A 23555-nucleotide genomic window follows, 5' to 3' on the forward strand; every position below is an offset into this window, starting at 1 on the left:
TTTACCAGCGTGCACCACGGCCCCTTGACGGTTCGTTGATGCGACTCCCACGATGTCTCTCATAGCGCAACCGATCGTGGAGTACGCAACAGACGACCCAAAGTCGAGGAGCCTGGTCGTGCCACACGAGGTCCGTGGCGTCGTCGCCGCGAAGAAGGGCGCACCCGTCGAGGTGCAGACGATCGTCGTGCCGGATCCCGGTCCGGGAGAGGTACTTGTCTCCGTGCAGGCCTGCGGGGTCTGCCACACCGACCTGCACTACCGGGAGGGCGCGGTCTCCGACGACTTCCCGTTCCTGCTCGGGCACGAGGCCGCGGGCACCGTCGAGGCGGTCGGTCCCGACTCCGGCGGGCTGCGGCCCGGCGACTACGTGGTCATCGCGTGGCGCGCGCCCTGCGGCACATGCCGCTCCTGTCTGCGCGGCCGTCCCTGGTACTGCTTCGATTCCCGTAACGCGGCCCAGCCCATGACGCTTCTCGACGGCACTCCGCTGAGCGCCGCGCTCGGTATCGGCGCCTTCGCCGAGAAGACGCTCGTCGCCGCGGGCCAGGCCGTGAAGGTCGATCCGGCGGCCCGGCCGGAGGCGGCAGGCCTGATCGGCTGCGGCGTCATGGCCGGCTACGGGGCGGCCGTGAACACCGGAAACGTGGGCCGCGGCGACACCGTCGCCGTCATCGGCTGCGGCGGCGTCGGCTGCGCCGCGATCGCGGGGGCCTCGCACGCCGGGGCTCGGCGCGTGATCGCCGTCGACATCGACGACGCGAAACTCGACGGCGCGACCCGGTTCGGCGCGACCCACACGGTCAACTCGCGGGGCACCGACCCCGTCGAGGCGGTCCGCGGGCTCACCGGCGGCTTCGGCGTCGACGTCGCCATCGACGCGGTCGGCGTACCGGAGACGTACGAACAGGCCTTCTACATGCGCGACCACGCGGGCGTGCTCGTCCAGGTCGGTGTGCCCGATCCGGCGATGTCCATGGAACTGCCGCTGATCGACCTGTTCTCACGCGGCGGCGCCCTCAAGTCGTCCTGGTACGGCGACTGTCTGCCCACCCGGGACTTCCCCCTCCTCGTCGACCAGTACCTCAGCCGCAGGCTCGACCTCGGCGCCTTCGTGACCGAGAAGATCACTCTCGCCGAGGTCGAGGAGGCGTTCGCCCGGATGCGCCGCGGTGAGGTGCTGCGATCGGTGGTGGTCCTGTGACCGGCCGCCCCACCGCCGCAGCGCCCGGAACCTCCCCTCGTGTCGTTGTCGTCGGGGCGGGCGTCGTCGGGTGCTGCCTCGCCGACGAACTCACCGCCCGCGGCTGGACCGACGTCACCGTCCTCGAACAGGGCCCGCTGCCCGCGCCCGGCGGCTCCACCTCCCATGCGCCGGGGCTCGTCTTCCAGACCAGTCCTTCCAGGACGCTCAGCGGATTCGCCGCCTACACCGTGCGGAAGTTCGGCTCCCTGTCCGTCGACGGACTGCCGTGCTTCCGTCCGGTCGGCGGCCTGGAACTCGCCACCACCCAGGAACGCTGGGCCGACCTGCATCGCAAGGCGGGGCTCGCCGCGTCCTGGGGCATCCGGGCCGAACTCGTCGACGCCGTACGCTGCAAGGACCTGTGGCCCCTGCTCGACACCGGTCAGGTCCTCGGCGGTCTGCACACCCCCGACGACGGCCTGGCCCGAGCCGTGCCCGCCTGCCGCGCCCAGCTCGACCGGGCCACCCGCCGCGGCGCCCGGTTCCTGGACCGGCACACGGTCACCGGCATCGAGCGCGCCGAGGGCCGCGTCACCGGCGTCGTCACCGACCGCGGCACCTTCCCCGCGGACCATGTCGTGTCGGCGGCGGGCTTCTGGGGGCCGGTGATCGGACGCATGGCGGGCGTCGACGTCCCCCTGCAACCGCTCGCCCACCAGTACGCACGGACCCGCCCCCTGCCCGAGCTCGCCGGAGCGAACGATCCCCGCACCGAGGCGTCCCGGCCCATCCTCCGCTTCCAGGACCGCGACCTCTACTTCCGCGAGCACACCGACCGCATCGGCATCGGCTCCTACGCCCACCGTCCCCTTCCCGTCGACCCGTTCGCCGTTCCCCCGTACGACGAGGCCACCGCCGAGGGCCTCGCCATGCCGTCCTCCTTCCCGTTCACCGAAGAGGACTTCGCTCCGAGCTGGCAGGACTGCTGCGGACTGCTGCCCGCGCTCAAGGAGTCGGCCGTCGAAGAGGGCTTCAACGGTGTCTTCTCCTTCACCCCGGACGGCATGCCGCTGCTCGGTGAGGCCCCCGCGCTGCGCGGCTTCTGGCTCGCCGAGGCCGTCTGGGTCACCCACTCCGCGGGCGTGGCGAAGGCGCTCGCCGAGTGGATGGTCGACGGGCGGCCCGGCACGGACGTCCACGACTGCGACCCGGCCCGCTTCGAGGACGCCCAGCGCTCCCCCGCGTATGTCGCCGAACGCGGTGCGCGGCAGTTCGCCGAGGTGTACGACATCGTCCATCCGCTCCAGCCCGCCGACGAGCCGCGCCCGCTGCGCGTCAGCCCCTTCTACGCCCGCCAGCAGGAGCTGGGCGCGGTCTTCCTGGAGAGCGGAGGCTGGGAACGGCCCCACTGGTACGAGACCAACGCCGCGCTCGCCACCGACTGGGACGTACCCGCGCGGGACGACTGGTCGGCCCGCCACTGGTCACCCGTCGCCGCCGCCGAGGCGCGGGCAACCCGGGAGCGCGTCGCGCTGTACGACATGACGCCCCTGCGCCGCCTGGAGGTCGCAGGGCCCGGGTCCCTGGGCTTCCTTCAGCGCATGACCAGCAACAATCTCCGCAAAAAGCCTGGCTCGGTCACGTACACCCTCCTTCTCGACGAGGCGGGCGGCATCCGCTCCGATCTGACCGTGGCACGGCTCGCCCCCGACCACTTCCAGCTCGGCGCCAACTCCCCCGCCGATCTCACCTGGCTACGGTCCCACGCGCCCGGCGACGTCCACATCAGGGAGATCACCCAAGGGACGTGCTGCGTCGGCGTCTGGGGGCCGCTGGCCCGCGCGCTCGTCCAGCCGCTGACCCGTGACGACTTCTCGCACGAGGCGTTCGGGTACTTCAAGGCACGCCGTACCCACATCGGCCACGTACCGGTCACGGCGATGCGTCTGAGCTATGTGGGCGAGCTGGGATGGGAGCTGTACACCAGTGCCGACCTGGGGCTCCGGCTGTGGGACACGCTCTGGGACGCGGGCCGGGACCTCGGCGTGATCGCCGCGGGCCGCAGCGCGTTCAACAGTCTGCGCCTGGAGAAGGGCTACCGGGCGTGGGGCCAGGACATGACCACCGAACACGACCCCTACGAAGCGGGCGTCGGGTTCGCCGTCCGCATGGACAAGGACGACTTCGTGGGCCGCGAGGCGCTCGCGCGACGCGGCCCGGTCACCCGCAGGCTCACCGCTCTCCTCCTCGACGATCCCACCGCCGTCGTCCTCGGCAGCGAGCCCGTGTACGTCGGCGCCGACGCGGCGCCCGGGGCCGCGTCGGCGGGATACGTGACCAGCGCCTCGTACGGCTACACCCTCGGCCGCTGTGTCGCGTACGCCTGGCTGCCGCCGCTGGCCGCCGGTACGGGGGTCGCCATCGAGTACTTCGGTCAGAGGGTCCCCGCGACCGTCGCCGACGAACCGCTCTTCGACCCGGAGATGACCCGCATCAGGTGCTAGGGGGTTTCTGATGGATCCCCTGGGAGGAAGGAGCGGCGTCCGGTGACTGCTCTCGGCGTGCCGACCGGAAGCCCCCGTGATGGAGCGCACTTGGGCTCTGGGCCGGTGCGGCGAGAGGGAGTGCTGGGCGTCGCGACGCCGCGCAGATCCATCAGAAGCCCCCCTGGCCCCGAGCCCCCCTAGCCCCGAGCCCCCCTTGCTCCGAGCCGCCTAGTCCCGAGCCCCCTAGCCCCGAGCCCCACAAGGTGCCGCCCCCGGTCGCGTCGGGTGCCGGCCCCGTGCCCCAGGAGGCCACCGTGTCCCCCGCAACCCCCACCCATGACGTGATCGTGATCGGCCTGGGCGGCATGGGCAGCGCCGCCGCCCACCATCTGTCCGTGCGCGGCGCCCGCGTCCTCGGCCTGGAGAAGTTCGGCCCCGTGCACCAGCGCGGCTCCAGCCACGGCGGTTCGCGCGTCACCCGGCAGTCGTACTTCGAGGACCCCGCCTACGTACCGCTGCTCCTGCGCGCGTACGAACTCTACGAAAAGCTCCAACAGGACACCGGCCGCGACATCGCCACCCTGTGCGGCGGGGTCATGGTCGGCAGGCCGGACGGGCGCGTCGTCTCCGGAGCGCGTCTTTCGGCCGAGACCTGGGGGCTGCCGCACGAGATGCTCGACGCCCGGGAGATCCGCCGCCGCTTCCCCACGCTGACACCGCGCGACGACGAAGTGGCCCTCTACGAAGAGCGCGCCGGTCTCGTCCGCCCCGAGAACACCGTCGCCGCACATCTGCAATGCGCGACCCGCCAGGGCGCGGACCTGCACTTCGAGGAGCCGGTCACGCGGTGGGAACCGTTCCGCGGGGGCGTGCGCGTGCACACCGCCGACGACACCTACACCGCGGGCCAGTTGGTGATCTGCCCGGGAGCCTGGGCGCCGGGGCTGCTCGCGGACCTCGGGGTGCCGTTCACCATCGAGCGGCAGATCATGTACTGGTTCCAGCCCACGGGTGGCGTCGGCCCGTTCCTGCCGGAGCGACACCCGATCTACGTCTGGGAGGACGAGGCAGGCGTACAGGCCTACGGCTTCCCCTCGATCGACGGCCCCGACCTCGGTGTGAAGGTCGCCTTCTTCAGGAAGGGCGACGTCTGCACTCCGGAGACCATCGACCGCACGGTGCACCCGCACGAGGCCGCGATGATGGCCGACCACATGTCCCGGCACATACCGCTGCTCCCCGGACGCCTCCTGAAGGCATCGACCTGCATGTATACGACGACCCCCGACGAGCACTTCGTCATCACGCGCCATCCGGCGCACCCGGAGTCGGTGACGGTGGCCTGCGGGTTCTCCGGTCACGGCTTCAAGTTCGTGCCGGTGGTCGGCGAGATCGTCGCCGATCTGGCGCTCGACGGCACCACCGGGCACCCCATCGGCCTGTTCGATCCCGCACGCATCACCGGCCCGCTCGGCCCCGCGCCCGCCGCGGCGCCCGTTCCAGGAGTACGGACGTGACGACAGAGGTCTCCGCGAGCCTCCTCGCGACGCTGCCCGGCCACTACTACACCGACCCCGACGTCTTCGGCCAGGAACAGGAGCGCGTCTTCGAAGCCCTGTGGTGCTGCGCCGTACGCGCCGCGGACCTCGACAAGGCCGGCGCGTATCGCACGGTGCGGATCGGCCGCGAGAGCGTCCTGATCACCCGCTCCCGGGACGGCTCCCTGCGGGCCTTCCTCAACGTGTGCCGCCACCGGGGCGCCCGGCTGTGCGCCGACGAGGCGGGCGAGGTCCGGCGCGGCCTCCAGTGCCCGTACCACGCCTGGACGTACGGCCTGGACGGCCGTCTGATCGCGGCGCCGAACCTGACGCGGATGCCGGACGTCGACCGCTCCGCGTACGGTCTTGTCGAGGTCGCGCTGCGCGAGTGGCTGGGCTACGCCTGGGTGTGCCTGGCCGACGAGCCGCCGTCCTTCGAGGCCACGGTGATCGGGGCGGCCGTGGAGCGCCTCGGCGATCCCGCGGCCATCGAGCGCTACCGCACCGAGGACCTGGCGCTCGGCCACCGCGTCCGCTACGACGTGCGGGCCAACTGGAAGCTGATCGTCGAGAACTTCATGGAGTGCTACCACTGCGCGACCATCCACCCCGAACTGACCGAGGTCCTGCCGGAGTTCGCCGAGGGCTTCGCCGCGCAGTACTACGTGGGGCACGGTGCCGCGTTCGGGGACGAGGTCGACGGCTTCACGGTGGACGGCTCCGCGGGCTTCGGCCGGCTCCCGGGGGTCTCCGAGGACCAGGACCGCCGCTACTACGCGATCACCGTGAAACCGGCCGTGTTCGTCAACCTCGTACCGGACCACGTGATCCTGCACCGGATGTTCCCGCTGGCCGTCGATCGTACGGTCGTCGAGTGCGACTGGCTGTACGCGCCCGACGTCGTCGCGTCCGGGGCCGACGTGACGAAGTCCGCGGAGCTGTTCCACCGGGTCAACGAGCAGGACTTCGCGGCCTGCGAGCGCACCCAGCCCGCGATGGGCTCACGCGCCTACCGCGACGGCGGGGTCCTGGTGCCGACCGAGCACCACATCGGGGTCTTCCACGACTGGCTCGTCCGACGCCTGGCCGCTTGAGCCACCCCTCAGCCGGTGGCGGCCGGCTTCTTGAACATCCGTGTCGCCGTGATCTCCCCGTGCACCGTCTCCTCGGCCGGTGCCTGCTGCTCCTGCGGCAGGCCCGGCCGCAGGTGCTCCTCGACGCTGATGTACTTCAGGCCCGCGCGCAGGTCCGCGTCGTTGCGGAGCCTGATCACCAGCGGGAACTCCGCGAGCGCCGTGGTGTCGAACAGGCCTGTCGTGTACAGGAGCTGCACGCCCAGGGCGTCCGAGACGGCGCGCTGGAGCTCCAGGAGGTAGGTCGCGTTGGCGCGGCCGATGGGGTTGTCCAGGAACAGCGTGCCCGCGTGCCGGTGCTTGTCGCGGCCGCGGTCGTTCGAGCGCAGGGCCGCCATCGTGCAGTACAGGGCGATCGCGGCGGTGAGAAGCTGCCCTCCGGAGAACACGTCGCCCATCTGCCCCACCGGTACCCGCTCGGCGCGCAGCACCGCATCGGGCTTGAGGATCTCCACGGCGACGCCGCGCGGCTCCAGGGCGGCCTGCACGCCCCTGAGCAGCAGGGACATGCCGTCCCTGCGCAGGTCGGAGTTCTTCTTGACGGCCGCACGGGTGGCCTCGTCGATGACCTCGCCGAGGCGCTCGGCGAGCGTCGCCTGGTCGGGCTCCTCGAAGCGGACGCGCAGGAACTCCTGGCCCGACCACTCCCCCAGGCCCTCGGGGAGCCTGGACAGGCGCTGGGCGGAGCGGAGCGTGGCGAGCGAGGACTCGACCAGACCGCGCAGCCGGTCGACGATGCTGTCGCGGTTGCGCTCCAGCTGCTCCAGCTCGTCGGTGAGCACGCGCAGGCGGGGTGCGAAGGCGTCGGCCCACTTCTTGGCGTGCTCGGGCAGCGCGGAGGCGGGCAGTTCGCGGATCTGCTGCCGGGCGGGGGTACGGACCTGCTCGTACCGGGTGGCGTTGGCGTGCCGCACGAGGACGTCCGAGGCCTCGCGAACGGCCGACTCGGCAGCGGACAGGTCGGCGGCGCAGCCGCGCAGGGAGCGCCGGGCCTCGGCGGCGGCCTGGCGGGCCTCCTCCAGGGCGCCCGGGTAGGTCTCGGGTTGCTCCTCGTCCTCGGTGCCGTCGTGGTGCTCGCGCAGCAGGTCGCGCAGGAGCGCCGCCGTCTCGTCGAAGCCTCCGGCCGCGTCCTCCGTGGCGCGGTGGGCGCGCAGGAGCGCGGCGTGCGCCTCCTTGGCCTGGCTGAGGGCCTCGGTACGTTCGGCGAGCTCGGTCGTCGCCGTGCGCAGGAGCACCTGGGCCTGCTCGGCGTCGGCGGGCACGAGGTCGTCGGGCAGGTCGGTGTGCGCGTCGCCGTCCTCGGGGGCGTGCCGCTCCGTTTCGCCGCGCAGCCGGCCGAGCTGCTCACTGGCGGTGGAGGCACGCGATTCGATGAGCTGGACCTGGGCCTCCGCGCGGGCCGCGGCGGCCTGCCGCGAGGGCCCGTCGGCGCCGTCGGTGCCTTCGAGGAGCTGGGCCGCGCGGGTGCGCACCTTGTTGCTGAGCCGGTCGAGTTCGGCGAGGGCCGCGCTCTCGTCGCTCTCGGCCCGCGCCTGCTCGGCGCGCAGGTCGGCGCCGACACCGACCTTCTCGTACAGCTGTGACGCCGCGCGGTAGGCCTCGCGGAGCGCGGGCAGCGAGGTCTTGGGCCCGTCCTGGTCCAGGGGGACGTCTTCGGGGGCGCCCGCGATCTCGGCGCGCTCGGCGCGCAGGGCGCGCGCGGTGCGGCGTGCGTCGTCGGCGGCGCGCTGGGCGGCGCGCCGGTCCTCGTCGGCGGCACGGGCCCGGTCGAGGCAGGTCTGGGCGCGGGCCTCCGACTCGACGGCGTCGTCGGCCAGTTCGCGCAGCTTCGTCTGCCAGCCCGCGCGCTCGCGCAGGCGGAAGGCCAGTCCGGCGAGGGCGTCGGCGGCGCGGCGGGCGCGCTGGGCGACGTCCTGGCGCTCGTCGCGGACGCGGGCGGCGTCGGCGGCGGCCTCGTCGGCCTCCGCGCGTGCGGTACGCGCCTCGGCCAGTTCGGCCTCCGCCTCCTCGGCGAAGGCACACGCGTCACGCGCGGCGGCGGCGAGCTCGGCGAGACGTCCCGCGGGGCAGCCGGACCGCCAGGAGGCGAGCCGCGCGGCCAGCTCCCGGTCCTTGGCGAGGCGCTGGGCGAGCGCACGGATCTCCTCGTCGCGGCTCGTGGCGCGGGCGCGCAGGGCCTGGCGCTCCTCGTCGGCCGCGTGCTCGTCGTGCATGGCCGGGTTCGGCGGTACGAGGAAGACGGCGCCGTCGGCACCGTCAAGGGACTCGCCCGGTGTCGGCGCGAGGAGCGCGGCAGCCGTGCCCACGGCCACGGTGGAGCGCGGCAGCAGCGCGGCTCCGACGAGTGCCTCACGCGCGCGGGCGTGCGTGTCGGGGTCGGTGATGACGACGCCGTCGACGAGCTCGGGGCGTGCCGCGAGCACGCGCGCGTGGTCCGCGGGATCGACGGCCTGCGCCAGGTAGCGCCAGCCGGGGAGGGCCGGGATGCCCTGCTCGCCGAGGAACTCGACGGTGGCGAGGACGTCGGGGCCCGGCGGCAGCAGGCCGCCGTCGCCGAGTGCTCCGAGGATGCGGGAGTCGTCGGCGGCGGCCGTCCGCAGCTCGAACAACTGCCGTTCGGCCGCGGCCACTCCGTCGTCGAGCAGCGTCTTCAGGTCGTCGGCGCCGCGGTCGAGCTCCGCGGAGGTGAGGGGGGCCTCGCCGCCGGGTCCCGCGGCGGCCGACGCGTACGAGCCGTCCGGGTGGACGCCGTCGCGCGCGGGGTGCGCGCCCACGGGTCCGTCCGGGGCGGACGCGGTCCCGGAGCCTGCCCCGGCCCCGGTGACAGTCCCCGTGCCGTTGCCGCCGGCCGTGCCCGTGCCGTTGCCTGCGGCCGTTCCGGCGTCGGCGTGGCGGGGCTGCGGCACACCGGCCGACGCGCTCCGGGCCCCGTACGCGCCGGGCAGGCCGAGGAGTTCGGCGAGCCTCTCCTCCCGTGCGAGGGACTCGGCGGTGCGCTGCTCCGCGTCGTACGCCTGCCCGGCGGCCGTCGCCGCGTCGGCCGCGCGGGCCGCCGTCAACTCGGCACGGGCCTCGACCCCGGCGGCTTCCTTGGCGTGGTCGGATGCGCGGCGGGCGGCCTCCCTCGCCTCGTCCCAGGCGGCGACCGCCGACTTCTCGGCGTCGCTCGCCGCGAGGGCGGCGCGGGCCGGGTCGGCGTCGGGCGCGCTGTCGTCGAGCCAGCCCGCGCGGACGGCTTCGTCGGTCTCCTGCTCGACCTCGGTGAGGCGCTGGCGCAGATGCCCGGCCTCGCTGCGGGCGCGCTGCGCCTCGGTGGCGGCGACGGTGGCGTCGCGGTGCGCGGTCTCGCCGGACTCCTGGAGGGCCGCGGAGCGCTCCTCCTCCTCGTTGGCGTGCGACTCGGCGCCCTCGGCGGCGGTGTGCAGGGCGCGCACGAGGTCGGCCGCGGCCTTCGCGCGGGCCGCGAGCGCGGGGGCGGCGTCCCGCTCGGCCTCGCGGATCGCGACGGCCACGCGCGCGGAGCGGTCGGCGGCGGCGCGGTGGCGCAGGACGGCCTCTGCGGCCTGCCAGGCGGAGTGCAGGGTGCGCGCGTCGGCGAGTTCACGGCGCTGGGCGGCGGCGGCCTTCTCGGCGACGGTGAGCGCCAGGGAGGCGTGCCGGTAGGCGAGCTCGGCGGCGATCAGCGCGGACCGGCCACGGGACTGCTCGGCGGCCGTGACCGTGTGGGCGGCCGAGGTGACCTGCTCGGCGAGTTCGGCGGCGCGGCCCCGCTCCTCGACGGCGCGGGCGGAGAGCCGGCGGGCCAGGGTGCGGGTGCGGCGCTCGGCGCCCGCGTGCACGTCACGCGCGCGTGCCCGGGTGTCCGCGGCGTCGACGATGCGACCGAGCAGGTCGACGGAGCCCGCGGTGAAGTCGCGTTCGGCGATCAGTTCGGCGCGGCGTCCCAGCTTGTTGCCGAAGCCGTGTACGAGGTCGGCGAGGCCGTCCGTGTCGCGCGTGTCGGTGACGGCGCGCAGCAGCAGATCGGTGAAGTCGGAGTCCTTCTTGACGGCGAAGAGACCGGCGGCCTCGCCCTCGTCGGCGTTCATCTCGCGCTGGTAGCGGAACAGTTCGGGGTCGAGGCCCAGCTCCCCGAGATGTTCGTTCCAGCGGTCGTGGATCTCCTCCCAGTGCACTTCGAGGTGCGGGTACGCCTTCACGGCGTCCGTCAGGGCGTCCCGGAAGCCCTTCATGGTGCGCCGTCGTCCCTGGGCACCGGACGCACCCTCCACGGGCGCCCGCACCGCGGTGGACTCGGCGACCGGCAGCGAGTCCAGGCTCAGACCGGGGCCCGGCCGGAAGGAATACCAGGCCTCCGCGAACTTCCGCGGGTCGTTGGAGACCTGCCGTCCGCGCCACTCGCTCACCTTGCCGACGACGACGCACTCCCCCGTCAGCGTGTGCTGCCACTCCAGGGCGACGTGTCCGCAGTCGTCGGCCAGGAGGAACTTGCGCAGCACACCGGAGCTGGCACCGCCCAGCGTGTTCCGGTGGCCGGGCAGCATCACGGAGAAGATCAGCTTGAGCAGGACGGACTTGCCGCCGCCGTTCTCCAGGAAGAGCACGCCCGCGGGCGCCGGGCGGCGGGGCGGGCCGACGGGCTCCTCCTCGAAGAACTCCGCCTGCGCGGGCGCGGGGTCGGGCACCACGTCACCGACACCGCGCAGGTCCAGCACGGTGTCGGCGTAGCGCGCACCGGCAGGGCCGATGGAGTAGAGGCGGACCCGGGACAGCTCGTACATGGCGGCGGACTCTCGTCGTAAGTCGTGCGGACGTAGGGGGTTCAGGGGTGCTGCGGGGTGCTGCGGAGTACTTCGGGGTGCTGCTGTGTGCTGAATTGTGCTGCTACGTGCTGAGTAGTGCTGCTGTGTGCTGACTAGTGCTGCTGCTGAGTTGTGCTGCGGTCTGGGCGGCACCCGCGGTGCCAGGTGTGTCAGGAGTGGAACGGCAGACCCGCGTCGGCGGCCAGTTCCAGGTCGTCGGTGTCGTCGGGAGGCAGCAGTGTCGCGGAGCCGTCGGTGACGGGGACGACGCCGAGTTCCAGGAGTTCGGCCATGGCGGCGGTGCCCGCCATGTCGCGGACCTGGAGCTGGTATCTCGCCGTCGTGCGGTAGGTCCCGCCGGAGTCGTCGCCGGTGCGCTGGAGGAACCCGGAGTCGGTGAGGAAGGCGGCGGCCTTGCCGACGATGCCGGTGGTCGAACCGGCGAGCCTGCGGGCGTCCTTGGTGGCCCCCGTGGAGCTGCGGCGGGCCCAGATCCGCCAGGCGGACTCCAGGCCCGGCGCGTCCGTCGCGGGGTCGGTGTTCTCGCCGTGCTCCTCGGCACGCTCCTCCAGGCGGCGGCAGGCCTGCCGTACGAAGGCGTCGACGCCGTTGACGGTGACACGCCCGATGTACCCGTCGTCGACGAGGTCCTCAGGGCGCGGGAAGGCCATGGCGGCGACGGCGAGGTGGGCGAGGCCGTGCAGGAAGCGGTCGGTGGAGTCGGCGGCGGCGCGGCGCGCGTAGTCGCCCATGCGGACGGCGAACACGGAGTCCTCGTCGGCGGTCACGGCCATGCCCGCGCGGGGCGACACCTCCAGGACGACGAGACCGAGCCCGGTGGCCACGGCGTCGGCGAGCCGGGCGAAGGGCGGGTCCTCGCGGTATCTGCGCAGAAGTTCGCCGTACTCCTGGTCGCGCGCGGGCTGGAGCTTGGGCTGGAGGCCGAAGGAGACGAGGCGGGCCGCGTCGGCGGCGTCCGCCGGGGTGACGGCGGGGGTGGCGGCGGCCCCGGTGGGCGCTGCCGCCGATGCCGCGGCGGCGTCCGGCTCGCCCCACGCGGCGTGCTCTGCGGGGTGGTCGGTCACGGCTTGGGCTCCTTGATGCGGTCAGGGTGTCGTTCGGGGGGCTGCTGCACGGGGCGGGAGGTGGCGTACTGCCGCACAGGGTGTGGGGCGCGCCGAGCGGCGCGGGTCGCCGTCATCACGCGGCCTCCGTGCGGTCGGCCGCCATCCCCGCCGCGTCCAGGAGCGCCGTGCCGACGATGAGGTCGGCACCGCCGAACTCCTGGTCGTCCAGTTCGGTGCCGTCGTCCACCGCGAACAGGAGCTGCTGCTCGCCCTGCCGGTAGGCCGTGCCCACCGGCGGGCTCGCGGCGTGCACGGCCAGCAGGGCCACCAGGTAGGGCAGTTCGGGATCGCGGCGGCGGGCGTCGGCGAGCAGTCCGGAGAGCCTGCGGGGCGCATCCGGCGGCAGCGCGAGCAGCTCCATGGCGCTCGCCAGCTGCTCCTCGCTGAAGCGGCTGTCGTCGGGCGTGGCGATGAGGTCGGGTTCGGGCATCTCCGCGCCCAGGTGCTCGCGCTCCTGCGGCGGCGTGAGCAGTATGTCCACGAGGTCGGCGACGCGCACCGACACCGGCGTGCGCAGGCCCGTCCCGCGGGCGAAGAAGGCGTCCGTCACGCGGGTCGCCTGCTCGGCGGGCAGCGGCATCAGGGGCGCCACCAGCTGGCCGTACAGATCGAGCCCCGCGCGGGCGGTCGGGGTCGCGAAGGCCTGCCGGTCCTGCTCCGCGCGGAACAGCGGGCCCGCTTCGAGCAGCCGGGACTGCAGCTGGGTGTGGCGGCGGATGCAGTCCTTGACGATGTCGACGAGCTCGGCGGCGCGGCGCTTCTGCTCGGGGTCCTCGGACTCGTCGCGCGCCTTGCGGATGTTGGTCAGGATCGCGTTCTCGTGGCGATAGCGGTCGGCGACGTGGTCGAGGGCCTCGGCGATCATGTCCGGGACGGCCTGGAGCCAGTCCACCGCGCGGACGTTGCGCCGGGTGGCGTCCAGGGCTCTGCGGAGCGTCTCCGAATACTGCACGGTGCGGTACCGCGCCTGCTCGGCGGCGAGCTGGGCGTCGGCGAGGCGGCCCCGGCTGATCAGGACCTCCAGCTTCACCTCGGCGGCGATCTGGGCGCTGGTGACGTCCGTGTCGAGGGCGCCCACGAGGACGTTCACCGCTTCGTCGGTGGTGCGCAGGTACACACCGCCGCCGTAGCCCGGCACTTCTTCGATCAGTTTGAAGTCGTAGTCCCGCCGGACGTAGGTGCCGTCCGCGCCGAACGTGCCGTACACCGCGCGGAAGCCGCGGTCGACGCTGCCGACGTTGATCAGGTTCTCCAGGACCCAGCGGGCGACGCGCTCGTGCTCGGCGGTGGGGCGCCGCGGGGCCTGGGCGGCGACGCGGGGCAGGAGCCTGGCGACGATCTGCTCGTGGTCGGCGCCCGTGTCGAAGTCCATGGTGAGCGTGACGAGGTCGATGGCGGAGAGGGCCACCTCCGCCATCGCGTACACCGAGTACTCCCCCGCGAGGTTCACCTTGCGGGCGTCGAGGTCGTGCAGCGGGGCCGTGCACGCGAGCGCGCGCAGGCGCCGCGCCAGGCCCTCGTCGGCGGCCGGGCCCGGAGCGGGCCGCGGCCCCGCGCTGAGCTGGGACGGAACGGGGTCCGGTACGGCAGGCGAAGTCACGGTGCACAGACTAGGTCCTCGGTCTGACAACGGTCGAAACGACGCAGATGCCCCTGCCGCCGGGACCGGGCACGACGACCGCCGCCGCGCCCTCGGCTCAGCCCGCGCCGCCCTCGGCTCAGCCCGCGCCGCCCTCGGCTCAGCCCGTGCCGCCCCCGGCTCAGCCCGCGCCGCCCCCGACATCGCTCTCCGCCACCCGCCGCGCGTACGTGTCGACAAGTCCCGCGAGCGAGTCGTCCAGGTACACGGCGAGCAGCCGCTCCGCCTTCGGGCCGAGGCCGGACCGCAGTGCCTCCAGGATCTCCTGGTTGCGTACGAGGTAGGGCTCGTGGAGGAGGCGCGGGTCGTCCACGACGTGGAAGGCGAGCCGCAGTTCGGCGAAGACGCTGCGCATCAGCTCGTCGGTGCGTGCGCTCCCGGCGAGGGCGACGAGTTCCCGGTGGAAGTGGATGTTGGCCGTGGAAACGCCCTTCCAGTCCTGCCGGCTCGCGGCCGCCCTGCCTTCGGAGACCGCGGCGGCGAGCCCGTCCACGGCGTACGGGGGGCGCCCGAGACCGCGCACGACGGCGCACTCGACGAGACGCCGGGTGCGGTAGATGTCCTCCACGTCGTCGACGCTGAGGACCCTCACGAAGACGCCGCGGTTGAGTTCGTGGACGAGCAGCCTTTCATGGGTGAGGAGGCGGAACGACTCGCGCAGGGTGTTCCGTGAGACACCGAGCGCACCGCCGATGCTGTCCTCCGAGAGGCGGGTGCCGGGCGAGAAGTACCCCTCCGCGATACGGCTCCGGAGGATGTCCGCGACGCGTTCCGCGGTGCTCGTACGCCCGAGCAGCGCGCGGTCGTCGGCGAGACCGGTCAGTTCAGCCATGGTCAGCAGCCATCCCCTCAGCCATGCCCGGATTCAATCGCAGATACAAGAACGAGACAACATGGGTATTGAGGGATCGTTGAACAATCCTCTACGTTGTCCGGCAGGCGACGCCCGCTCCCCCTCCGGGGCCCGCCCTGTACCCAGCCCCCGAAAGCACCCGCAGCACCCTCTGCGCTCTCCGCACCCCCGGCACCCCCGGCATCCCCTGCACCCCCGGCATCCCCGATCCCCATGTCCCCGGTACGCCCCAGCGCCCGGCACACCCCGCACCCCAGCACCGCCGACTCCTCTGTGAGGTGCCCATGAGTACGACTCCACCGCCCTCCGCCGTCGACCTGGACGACAAGGCGGGCACGGACCGACCCCCGGACGACGACGGCGCGTTCGGCTGGCTGCGGGCGCTCGGGCCGCGCGGCCGCCGGGCCTTCGCCGGTGCCTTCGGCGGGTACGCGCTCGACTCCTACGACTACTTCACGCTGCCGCTCAGCATGGTCGCGCTGTCCGCCTACTTCGGCCTGAACAGCGGCCAGACCGGCCTCTTCACGACCGTCACGCTGGTGGTCTCGGCGGTGGGCGGCGCCGTCGCCGGCGTCGTGGCGGACCGGATCGGCCGGGTCAAGGCCCTGATGATCACCGTGATCACGTACGCGGTGTTCACCGTCGCCTGCGGCTTCGCACCCAACTACGAGACGCTGCTCGTCTTCCGCGCCCTTCAGGGTCTCGGTTTCGGCGGCGAGTGGGCGGTCGGCGCGATCCTGGTAGCCGAGTACGCGACCGCCAAGAACCGCGGCCGCACCCTCGGGGCGATCCAGAGCTCCTGGGCCGTGGGCTGGGGTCTCGCGGTGATCGTCTACACCCTGGTGTTCCAGTTCATGGACGACGACATCGCCTGGCGCGTGATGTTCTTCACCGGGGCACTGCCCGCGCTGCTCGTCGTCTACGTACGCCGCAACGTGCACGACGCCCCGGAGGCCGCCGCCGAGCGGGAACGCAGCACGGAGAAGGGCTCGTTCACGGCCATCTTCAAGCCGGACCTGCTGCGCACGACGCTCTTCGCCGTACTCCTGTCGACCGGCGTCCAGGGCGGCTACTACACGCTTGCCACCTGGGTGCCCACGTACCTCAAGGAGGACCGCGGGCTGACCGTCGTCGGCACCGGCGGCTACCTCACCTTGTTGATCTCCGGCGCCTTCCTCGGCTATCTGACGGGCGGCTACCTGACGGACAAACTGGGGCGGAAGCGCAACATCACGCTGTTCGCGTTCCTGTCCGGGGCCTGCATCGCCGCGTACACCAACATCCCGGACGGGGCCAACGGCCTTCTCCTGGTGCTCGGTTTCCCGCTGGGTTTCTGCATGTCGGCGATCTTCAGCGGTTTCGGTTCCTTCCTGAGCGAGCTGTACCCGGCGGCCGTGCGCGGCACCGGGCAGGGCTTCACGTACAACACCGGCCGCGCCGTGGGCGCCGTCTTCCCCACGACCGTCGGCTTCCTCGCGGACAGCTGGGGTGTGGGCGGCGCCCTGATCTTCGGCGCGTTCGGCTACGCACTGGCCGTGGTCGCCCTCCTCGGGCTGCCCGAGACGCGCGGGAGGGAACTGCTGTGAGCGCCGAGAACGGGCACCCGGAAAGCAATGGGCGCGCCCATGACGCCAGGGCCGCGCTGGGTCCGCAGGAGGCGCGCGCCGTCTTCCGCGGGGGCCACAGCGGCCCGACGACCGGCTGGGCACCGGGGCACACCCAGGCGAACCTGGTGTCCGTCCCCGCAGACTGGGCGTACGACATGCTCCTGTTCTGCCAGCGCAACCCGAAGCCGTGCCCCGTCCTCGACGTCACCGACGCGGGCTCCTGGACGACGCCGCTGGCCCCGGACGCCGATCTGCGCACGGATCTGCCGCGCTACCGCGTGTGGGCGGACGGTGATCTCGTCGACGAGCCGACCGACGTCCTCGCGCACTGGCGCGAGGACCTGGTGTCGTTCCTCATCGGCTGCAGCTTCACCTTCGAGTGGGCCCTTTCGGCGGCCGGGGTGCCGCTGCGCCACGTCGACCAGGGCCGCAACGTCGCCATGTACGTCACCGACCGCCAGTGCCGGGAGGCGGGGCGCCTGCGCGGGCCCATGGTGGTGTCCATGCGCCCGGTACCGCCCCGCGACCTGGCCGCGGCGATCCGGGAGACCTCGCTGCTGCCCGCGGTGCACGGCGCCCCGGTCCACTGCGGCGACCCGGGAGGCCTCGGCATCGCCGATCTGAGCGAGCCGGACTTCGGTGACCCGGTGATCGCCGAGCCCGACGACATCCCGGTGTTCTGGGCGTGCGGGGTGACCCCGCAGGCCGCTGTCATGGCGTCCCGGCCCCCGTTCGCGATCACGCACGCGCCGGGCCAGATGTTCGTCACCGACGCCCGTGACGAGCAGTACCGCGTCGCCTGAAACGGGCCGAGAAGCACCGCGTCGCCTGAAACGGGCGCCGAGCAGCACCGCGTCGCCCGAACCGGCGACAAGCAACACCACGTCGCCCGAACCGGCGACAAGCAGCACCACGTCGCCCGAACCGGCGGCGGAGAACCCGATCCACAGGAGCGATGCGTTCATGACCTGGGCCTCGATCGACCTCAACGCCGACCTGGGCGAGGGCTTCGGGCGCTGGCGGCTCACCGACGACGAGGAGTTGCTCTCCGTCGTCACCAGCGCCAATGTGGCCTGCGGCTTCCACGCCGGCGACGCGGCCACGATGCGGCGGGTGTGCGCGCGGGCCGCGGAGCGCGGGGTGCGGATCGGCGCCCAGGTGTCGTACCGCGACCTGGCGGGCTTCGGCCGCCGCGCGATGGACGTGCCGGCCGCCGAACTCGCCGCCGAAGTGGCCTACCAGATCGGTGCCCTGGAGGTGTTCGCGCGGGCGGCCGGCGCGGCGGTGGCGTACGTGAAGCCGCACGGCGCGCTCTACAACCGCGTGGTCCACGACGAGGAGCAGGCGGGCGCCGTCGTCGAGGGGGTGCTGCTCGCCGACGCGGGGCTGCCCGTGCTCGGGCTGCCCGGGTCGCGGTTCCTGGAGGCCGCGGCGGAGGCCGGACTCCCGGTGGTGACGGAGGCGTTCGCGGACCGGGCGTACACCGACGAGGGCACGCTGGTGCCGCGCGGCACCGACGGGGCCGTGGTCACGGCGGCGGACACGGTCGTAGAACGATCCATCGAGATCGCCGGTTCCGGCACGGTCGTCGCGCACAGCGGGCGGACCATCGCCGTCCGGGCCCGCTCGCTGTGCCTGCACGGCGACACCCCGGGCGCGGTGGGACTCGCCCGCCGGGTCCGGTCGCGCCTGGAGGCGGCGGGCGTGCGGGTGGAGGCCTTCGCGTGAGGGTCCTGCCCATGGGCGAGCGGGCGCTGCTCGTCGAGGTGGCCGACGGCACCGCAGCGGCGGCCCTGCACGCCGAGCTGCTGCGGCGCCGCGCGGCGGGGAGCCTCCAGGCGCGCGAGATCGTGCCCGCGGCGCGCACGGTGCTCCTCGACGGTCTCCCCGGCCCCGACGAGGTGCGCAGGCTCGCCACCCGCCTGCCGTCCTGGGAGATTCCGCCGCTGACCGCGCGCGCGGAGGACGTCCTGGAACTCCCGGTGCGCTACGACGGTCCTGATCTGGCCGATGTGGCGGCGCTGTGGGGCGTGCCCGTGCCGGAGGTGGCCCGGATCCACTCGGCGGCCGAATTCCGCGTCGCCTTCTGCGGGTTCGCGCCGGGCTTCGGCTATCTGACCGGCCTCGGGGGCGTGCCGGAGGTGCCGCGCCGGGCGACTCCCCGGACGGCGGTACCGGCGGGGTCCGTCGGCCTCGCCGGGCCCTACACCGGCGTGTATCCGCGCGCCTCGCCCGGCGGGTGGCAGCTCATCGGCACCACGCGGACCGTGCTGTGGGACCACGCGCGCGTACCGGCCGCGCTGCTCGCGCCGGGCACACGGGTCCGCTTCGTCCCGGAGGCCCGATGACCGACCGGGCCTTCGCGGTCGTACGGGCCGGTGCGCTGACCACTGTGCAGGACGGAGGGCGTCCGGGACACGCCCACCTCGGGGTGCCCCGCTCGGGCGCCCTCGACCGGCCCGCCGCCGCACTCGTGAACCGCCTCGTAGGCAATCCGTCCGGTGCCGCTGTCCTGGAGACCACCCTCAACGGCTGTGCGCTGCGCCCCCGTTGCGCGGTGACCGTCGCCGTGGGCGGGGCGCCCAGCGCGGTCACCGTGGACGGGCGCGCGGTGGCCTGGGGCACGCCGGTGCGGGTGCCCGCGGGCGCGCTCCTGGAGGTGGGACCCGCCCTCTACGGAGTACGCGGTTACGTCGCCCTGAGCGGTGGGGTGGCCGTCGAACCGGTCCTCGGCAGCCGCGCCACGGATCTGCTCTCCGGGCTCGGCCCGCCGCCGCTCACGGACGGCGCCGTCCTGCCCCTGGGCCTCGCGCCCCTCGCCCACGCGCGCGTGGACACCGTTCCGCAGCCCGGTCCCCCGCGCGAGCTGATCCTCCGTACGACGCCCGGACCGCGCGCCGACTGGTTCACCACCGCGGCGCTGCGCACGCTCGTCACGCGCCCGTACCGTGTGTCGTCCGCCAGCAACCGCATCGGCCTGCGCACGCAGGGGCCTTCCCTGGAGCGCGCGACGGCCGGTGAACTGCCGAGCGAGGGCATGGTCCTCGGCGCCGTCCAGGTCCCCCCGGACGGCAGCCCCGTGGTCTTCCTCGCCGACCACCCGACCACGGGCGGCTACCCGGTGGTGGGCGTCGTCAGGGAACAGGACCTCACGGCCGCGGCTCAGGCGGTGCCGGGGACTGTGGTGCGGTTCGTCGGGGTGGGGGGCTGGCCCGGGGCGTGACCGGGCGGGAAAGACGCGTGCGGCCTTCGTGCCGCGCCCTCCTACGCCGCTTCCGGCTGTGCCTGCGGCCCGGACGTGACGAGCCCGGCGAGGGCCGCCGCGGCGGCGTGGTCGGCGCGCACGTCCAGTCCCGCTCCCGTGCCGCGCACCGTGTGCCGCACCTCTTCCGCGGCGAGGCCGAGCAGTTGCGGCAGCAGGTCGGTGCAGCGCCGGGCGACCCAGCCCGTACCCGCCGTGGCCAGCCACAGGAGACTCGCCGCACGGGAAGGCGGCGGCAGTTCGGACTCTGTCCCGGGCGGCGCGCCGAGAGCCAGGCCCTCGGCGGCCAGCAGGGCGTGGAAGCGTGCGGCGAACATCCGGTGGCCGCGCTCCCCGGGGTGCAGCCGGTCCGCGCTCCACAGGGTGCGGTCGGCGACCCACGCGGCGTCCGCGGCGTGCAGGTGGAGGGCGCCGTGACGCTCGGACAGGGCGTGCACGACCGCGTTGACGGCCCGCTGCCGCCGGGCCAGCGGCCGGCCGAGCGCGGCGGGCAGCCCCAGCATCGCCCCCGGATCGGGCACGCACGCGGTGAGCAGCACGGCGCCGCCCGCCGTCACGGCGGCGTACACCTCGTCCAGGCGGGTGGCGACGGTCCGGATGTCGAACGTGCAGCGCAGGGTGTCGTTGACGCCGACTACGACGGACACGAGGTCGGGCGCCAGGGTCAGGGCCCGCGGTGTCTGACGGTCGCGCACGTCGCAGGTCTGCGCCCCGCTGACGGCGAGGTTGTGGAAGTCGACGGCGTGCCCTGGTGCCCCGAGGCCCGCCGCGAGCAGGGCGGCCCAGCCGCGCCAGGCGCCGTCCACGGGGTCCCCCACGCCCTCCGTGAGGGAGTCGCCGAGCGCCACGTACGTCACCGGCGTCATCCGGCGCCGCCTCCGTCCGGTGCCCCGCCGGTCCCCGCGGCGATCCGCGCCCGGCGGCCCCGTCCGACGGCCACCGCGGCACCACCGTGCCCGACGGCCTCCGCGGAGGCGACTACGCCCGGCTCACGCGGCTCACCTAGCTCACCCAGCTCACCCAGATCCCCCGGCACACTCACCTCATCCGGCTTATCCGGCTCTTCCAGTTCCCTCAGCTCGCCCAGCCCGCCCGCCGCCGCCACGGCGACGCCATCGGGGAACGGGAGGGCCGCCGCAGGGAGTGAGGGGAGCGCACCGTCGGATCGGGGTGCTACCAGCGCAGTCGCTGCCGCAGCCGCAGCCGCTGCCGCTGCCCCCTCCTGAGCCATAGCCACATCCGGAGTCACTCTCGTACCGAGCACAACAGCGACAGCGTCAGTACCAGCAGCGCCGACCGCATCCGCGCTCACGCCCGCACTCGGACCGGCACCGACACCGGCACCGGTTCCAGCACCAGCACCAGCACCAGCACCACCCGCTACCTCATGCGCAGCCAAGAACGCCCCCACGGCCACATCCCAGCCGAAGCACTCCGCACGCGCGCGTGCCGTCGCCCGCCGGACGCGTTCCGGGCGTTCGAGGACCGCCCGCACCGCGTGGGCGAAGGTGGGCGCGGTGTCGGCGGCCGCCGCGCCCGCGCCGCCCACGATCTCCGGCAGCGCGGAGGACGCGCTGGCGACCACCGGCGTCCCGCACGCGAGGGCTTCGAGCGCGGCGAGTCCGAAGGTCTCGCAGGGGCCCGGTGCGAGGCACACGTCCGCCGTGGCCTGGAGGGCACCGAGCGCGGCGCGGTCGGACACATGGCCGAGGAACGTCACGGGCAGGCGCCGCTCCCGCGCCCGTTGTTCGAGCCGGGCCCGCAGCGGCCCGTCGCCCGCGACGACGAGCACCGCGGGCACCCCGCGCCCGCGCAGCGTCTCCAGCGTGTCGAGCGCCGTGCCGGGCCGCTTCTCCACGGAGAGCCGTGAACACAGCAGGAGCAGCACGTCGTCCACGCGCGCGTGGCGCTCGCGTGTCCGCCGGTCCCACAGGCCCGGGTGCCGGTCGGCCAGGTCCACGCCCAGAGGGGCGCGTACGACGTTGCCCGCGCCGATGCGTACGAACTCGCGCTCCGCCCACGCCGTCGTGCAGACCACGCGCGCGTAGGCGTGTGCCGAGCGGGAGTTGAGGGCGTCGGCGGCACGGCGGGCCAGACCTGGCGGCAGCCCCCAGGTGCGCATGACCGCGTCCGCCGCCTCGTGGGACACCATCACGGCCGGGACCCGGGCGCGGCGCGCCCACTCGCCGGTCCAGCGCAGGGTGGTGCGGTCGGACACTTCGAGCCGGTCGGGGGCGAGCCGTTCCAGGAGCCGCGTGACCCGGCGCCGGTCGGCGAGGACACGGTAGCCGCCCGTACCGGGGAGCACGGGTCCGGGCAGGGTGATGACGCGTCCCTGCTCGGTGTCGGCTACACCGGCCCTCTCCCCGGGGACGACTAGCACCGGCTCGTGCCCGGCGGCCAGATAACCGCGCCCCAGCTCCCGCAGCGCGGTACGCAGCCCTCCCGAGGAGGGCGTGACGAAGTTGGCGAGGCGGACGATCCGCAGGGGCCCCGTGTTGCGCATGGGCCGCACGGGCCATGCGGGCCAAGCGGACCGCGCGGGCCCTCCCGCCCCGGCCACCGCAGCCACCCCGGTCACCCCGATCGCCTCGGTCGCTCCGGACGCCCCGGCTACCCCGCTCGCCCCGGCCACCGCAGCCACCCCGATCGCCCCGACCACCCCCGCCACCCCGACCGCCGCATCCGACCGCCCCGTGCCGAGCCCCCCGCTCATGCCGCCACCGCCGTCCTCTCCGCAAGCACGTCTTCGTAGTGCCCGATCAGTTGGTCCCCCACGGCGTCCCAGGTCCGCGCCTGAACGGCGGCCCGGCCCGCGACGCCGTACGCGGCCCGCAGGCCGGGGTCGGCGGCCATGGACCAGACGGCGTCACGTACGGCGGCGGCGTCGCCGGGTGCCACGAGGCTGCCGGTCCGGCCGGGGACCACGAGGTCGAGGGGGCCGCCGACGGCGGGCGCGACCACGGGCACACCGCTGGCCATGGCTTCCTGCACGGTCTGGCAGAAGGTCTCCAGGGGCCCGGTGTGCACGAAGACGTCCAGCGAGGCGAAGATGCGGGCGAGTTCGTCGCCGGTGCGGCGCCCGAGCAGCGTCGCATGCGGCAGTGTCGTACGCAGGGCGCCCGCGCTCGGACCGTCCCCGACGACCACGACACGGACGCCGTCGAGGCCGCACACCCCGGCCAGGAGCTCGATGTGCTTCTCGGGGGCGAGCCGGCCGACGTAGCCGACGATCAGTTCGCCGTCGGGGGCGAGTGCGCGCCGCAGCGCGGGGTCCCGGGCGTCGGGCCGGAAGCGGTCGGTGTCCACGCCACGCGGCCACAGCCGCACCCGGGGCACACCGTGCGAGACCAGGTCGGTGAGGGCGGCGGTGGAGGGCGCGAGGGTGCGGTCGGCGGCAGCGTGCACCGCGCGGATGCGCCGCCACGCGGCGGCCTCGCCCATGCCCATGTAGGTACGCGCGTAGCCGCCGAGGTCGGTCTGGTAGACGGCGACGGTGGGGATGTCCTTGCGCGCCGCGGCGGCCATCCCGCGTACGCCGAGGACGAACGGGCTCGCCAGATGGACGAGGTCGGCCCGGTGCGCGCTCAGTGCCGAGGCCAGCCGGCGGCTCGGCAGTGCGACCCTGACCTGCGGGTATCCGGGGAGGGGCAGGGAGGGGACGCGCACGACCGGGCACGGGGAGAGGAGGTCCGCGTCGGTTGCGGCGGCGGTGGCCGGGGCGACGACGAGGGGTTCGTGACCGCGGGCGACGAGCTGTCGCGCGGTCTGCAGGGCGCAGTGCGACACGCCGTTGATGTCCGGCGGGAAGGATTCGGTGACGATGACGACACGCATACGGGTGTTGTCGTCAGACGGGGCGTGCCCACGTCAACGTGGATCTTTCCGGCTGAGGAACGTCCCATGAGCGTTCCGCTCCGCA

Annotated in this window: 15 protein-coding genes and 1 pseudogene; 9 read left to right on the plus strand and 7 right to left on the minus strand. The window is 74.0% G+C overall.

The window, feature by feature from the left end; translation table 11 throughout:
- Positions 1–118 precede the first annotated feature (118 nt).
- From GPA10_RS21900 to GPA10_RS21915, 4 genes are all read left to right on the plus strand, one after another.
- Positions 119–1204 (plus strand): S-(hydroxymethyl)mycothiol dehydrogenase, encoded by a 1086-nt coding sequence (locus tag GPA10_RS21900; protein ID WP_343041199.1) that lies wholly within the window; start codon positions 119–121, stop codon positions 1202–1204.
- Entirely contained in the window at positions 1201–3690 is a 2490-nt protein-coding gene (locus GPA10_RS21905) for a GcvT family protein (RefSeq protein ID WP_343041200.1), read from the plus strand. Before GPA10_RS21900 ends, GPA10_RS21905 begins: the two co-directional genes overlap by 4 nt.
- Positions 3691–3986: 296 nt before the next feature.
- On the plus strand, positions 3987–5189 hold the full coding sequence (gene solA / locus GPA10_RS21910; protein WP_343041201.1) for an N-methyl-L-tryptophan oxidase: 1203 nt from the start codon (positions 3987–3989) through the stop codon (positions 5187–5189).
- On the plus strand, positions 5186–6304 hold the full coding sequence (locus tag GPA10_RS21915; protein ID WP_343041202.1) for an aromatic ring-hydroxylating oxygenase subunit alpha: 1119 nt from the start codon (positions 5186–5188) through the stop codon (positions 6302–6304). The genes solA and GPA10_RS21915 overlap by 4 nt, the downstream gene beginning before the upstream one ends.
- Before the next feature lie 8 nt (positions 6305–6312).
- Here the strand turns inward: GPA10_RS21915 and GPA10_RS21920 are convergent, their stop codons facing one another.
- The 4 genes from GPA10_RS21920 to GPA10_RS21935 form a co-directional block, all read right to left on the minus strand.
- Positions 6313–11124 (minus strand): hypothetical protein, encoded by a 4812-nt coding sequence (locus GPA10_RS21920; RefSeq protein WP_157167002.1) that lies wholly within the window; start codon positions 11122–11124, stop codon positions 6313–6315.
- A 191-nt stretch (positions 11125–11315) separates the two neighbouring features.
- On the minus strand, positions 11316–12230 hold the full coding sequence (locus GPA10_RS21925) for a hypothetical protein (protein ID WP_343041203.1): 915 nt from the start codon (positions 12228–12230) through the stop codon (positions 11316–11318).
- A gap of 115 nt (positions 12231–12345) precedes the next feature.
- Complete coding sequence (locus GPA10_RS21930; RefSeq protein ID WP_343041204.1) at positions 12346–13872, minus strand: hypothetical protein; 1527 nt, start codon at positions 13870–13872, stop codon at positions 12346–12348.
- A 160-nt stretch (positions 13873–14032) separates the two neighbouring features.
- Positions 14033–14743 carry a GntR family transcriptional regulator gene (locus tag GPA10_RS21935; protein ID WP_157167003.1) on the minus strand — a complete coding sequence of 237 codons (711 nt, stop codon included), beginning with the start codon at positions 14741–14743 and terminating at the stop codon, positions 14033–14035.
- 305 nt (positions 14744–15048) lie between these two features.
- On the opposite strand from GPA10_RS21935, the gene GPA10_RS21940 reads away from it, so the two are divergent.
- From GPA10_RS21940 to GPA10_RS21960, 5 genes are all read left to right on the plus strand, one after another.
- Positions 15049–16350: an MFS transporter gene (locus GPA10_RS21940; RefSeq protein ID WP_058851954.1), complete on the plus strand. Its 1302-nt coding sequence runs from the start codon at positions 15049–15051 to the stop codon at positions 16348–16350.
- 56 nt (positions 16351–16406) lie between these two features.
- Positions 16407–17174: a putative hydro-lyase gene (locus tag GPA10_RS21945; RefSeq protein WP_157167151.1), complete on the plus strand. Its 768-nt coding sequence runs from the start codon at positions 16407–16409 to the stop codon at positions 17172–17174.
- Between the two features lie 160 nt (positions 17175–17334).
- Complete coding sequence (locus GPA10_RS21950) at positions 17335–18099, plus strand: LamB/YcsF family protein (protein WP_157167004.1); 765 nt, start codon at positions 17335–17337, stop codon at positions 18097–18099.
- On the plus strand, positions 18096–18719 hold the full coding sequence (locus GPA10_RS21955) for a 5-oxoprolinase subunit B family protein (protein ID WP_343041205.1): 624 nt from the start codon (positions 18096–18098) through the stop codon (positions 18717–18719). Before GPA10_RS21950 ends, GPA10_RS21955 begins: the two co-directional genes overlap by 4 nt.
- Positions 18716–19594 carry a 5-oxoprolinase subunit C family protein gene (locus tag GPA10_RS21960; protein ID WP_157167005.1) on the plus strand — a complete coding sequence of 293 codons (879 nt, stop codon included), beginning with the start codon at positions 18716–18718 and terminating at the stop codon, positions 19592–19594. The genes GPA10_RS21955 and GPA10_RS21960 overlap by 4 nt, the downstream gene beginning before the upstream one ends.
- A 41-nt stretch (positions 19595–19635) precedes the next feature.
- On the opposite strand, the gene GPA10_RS21965 is transcribed toward GPA10_RS21960, so the two are convergent.
- From GPA10_RS21965 to GPA10_RS21975, 3 genes and pseudogenes are all read right to left on the minus strand, one after another.
- Positions 19636–20499 carry an SGNH/GDSL hydrolase family protein gene (locus tag GPA10_RS21965; RefSeq protein WP_157167006.1) on the minus strand — a complete coding sequence of 288 codons (864 nt, stop codon included), beginning with the start codon at positions 20497–20499 and terminating at the stop codon, positions 19636–19638.
- 518 nt (positions 20500–21017) lie between these two features.
- A pseudogene (locus GPA10_RS21970) lies at positions 21018–22139 on the minus strand (glycosyltransferase); the annotation flags it as partial.
- A 206-nt stretch (positions 22140–22345) separates the two neighbouring features.
- Positions 22346–23470 carry a glycosyltransferase family 4 protein gene (locus GPA10_RS21975; protein ID WP_157167007.1) on the minus strand — a complete coding sequence of 375 codons (1125 nt, stop codon included), beginning with the start codon at positions 23468–23470 and terminating at the stop codon, positions 22346–22348.
- Between the last annotated feature and the right edge of the window lie 85 nt (positions 23471–23555).

Source organism: Streptomyces typhae, from assembly GCF_009755605.1.
Lineage (GTDB): Bacteria > Actinomycetota > Actinomycetes > Streptomycetales > Streptomycetaceae > Streptomyces > Streptomyces typhae.

What these genes read in the sequence shown, in the direction of transcription:
- GPA10_RS21920 (WP_157167002.1), bottom strand. Translation starts at nt 11,124, where the DNA reads ATGTACGAGCTGTCCCGGGTCCGCCTCTACTCCATCGGCCCTGCCGGT.
- GPA10_RS21935 (WP_157167003.1), bottom strand. Translation starts at nt 14,743, where the DNA reads ATGGCTGAACTGACCGGTCTCGCCGACGACCGCGCGCTGCTCGGGCGT.
- GPA10_RS21940 (WP_058851954.1), top strand. Translation starts at nt 15,049, where the DNA reads ATGAGTACGACTCCACCGCCCTCCGCCGTCGACCTGGACGACAAGGCG.
- GPA10_RS21950 (WP_157167004.1), top strand. Translation starts at nt 17,335, where the DNA reads ATGACCTGGGCCTCGATCGACCTCAACGCCGACCTGGGCGAGGGCTTC.
- GPA10_RS21960 (WP_157167005.1), top strand. Translation starts at nt 18,716, where the DNA reads ATGACCGACCGGGCCTTCGCGGTCGTACGGGCCGGTGCGCTGACCACT.
- GPA10_RS21965 (WP_157167006.1), bottom strand. Translation starts at nt 20,499, where the DNA reads ATGACGCCGGTGACGTACGTGGCGCTCGGCGACTCCCTCACGGAGGGC.
- GPA10_RS21975 (WP_157167007.1), bottom strand. Translation starts at nt 23,470, where the DNA reads ATGCGTGTCGTCATCGTCACCGAATCCTTCCCGCCGGACATCAACGGC.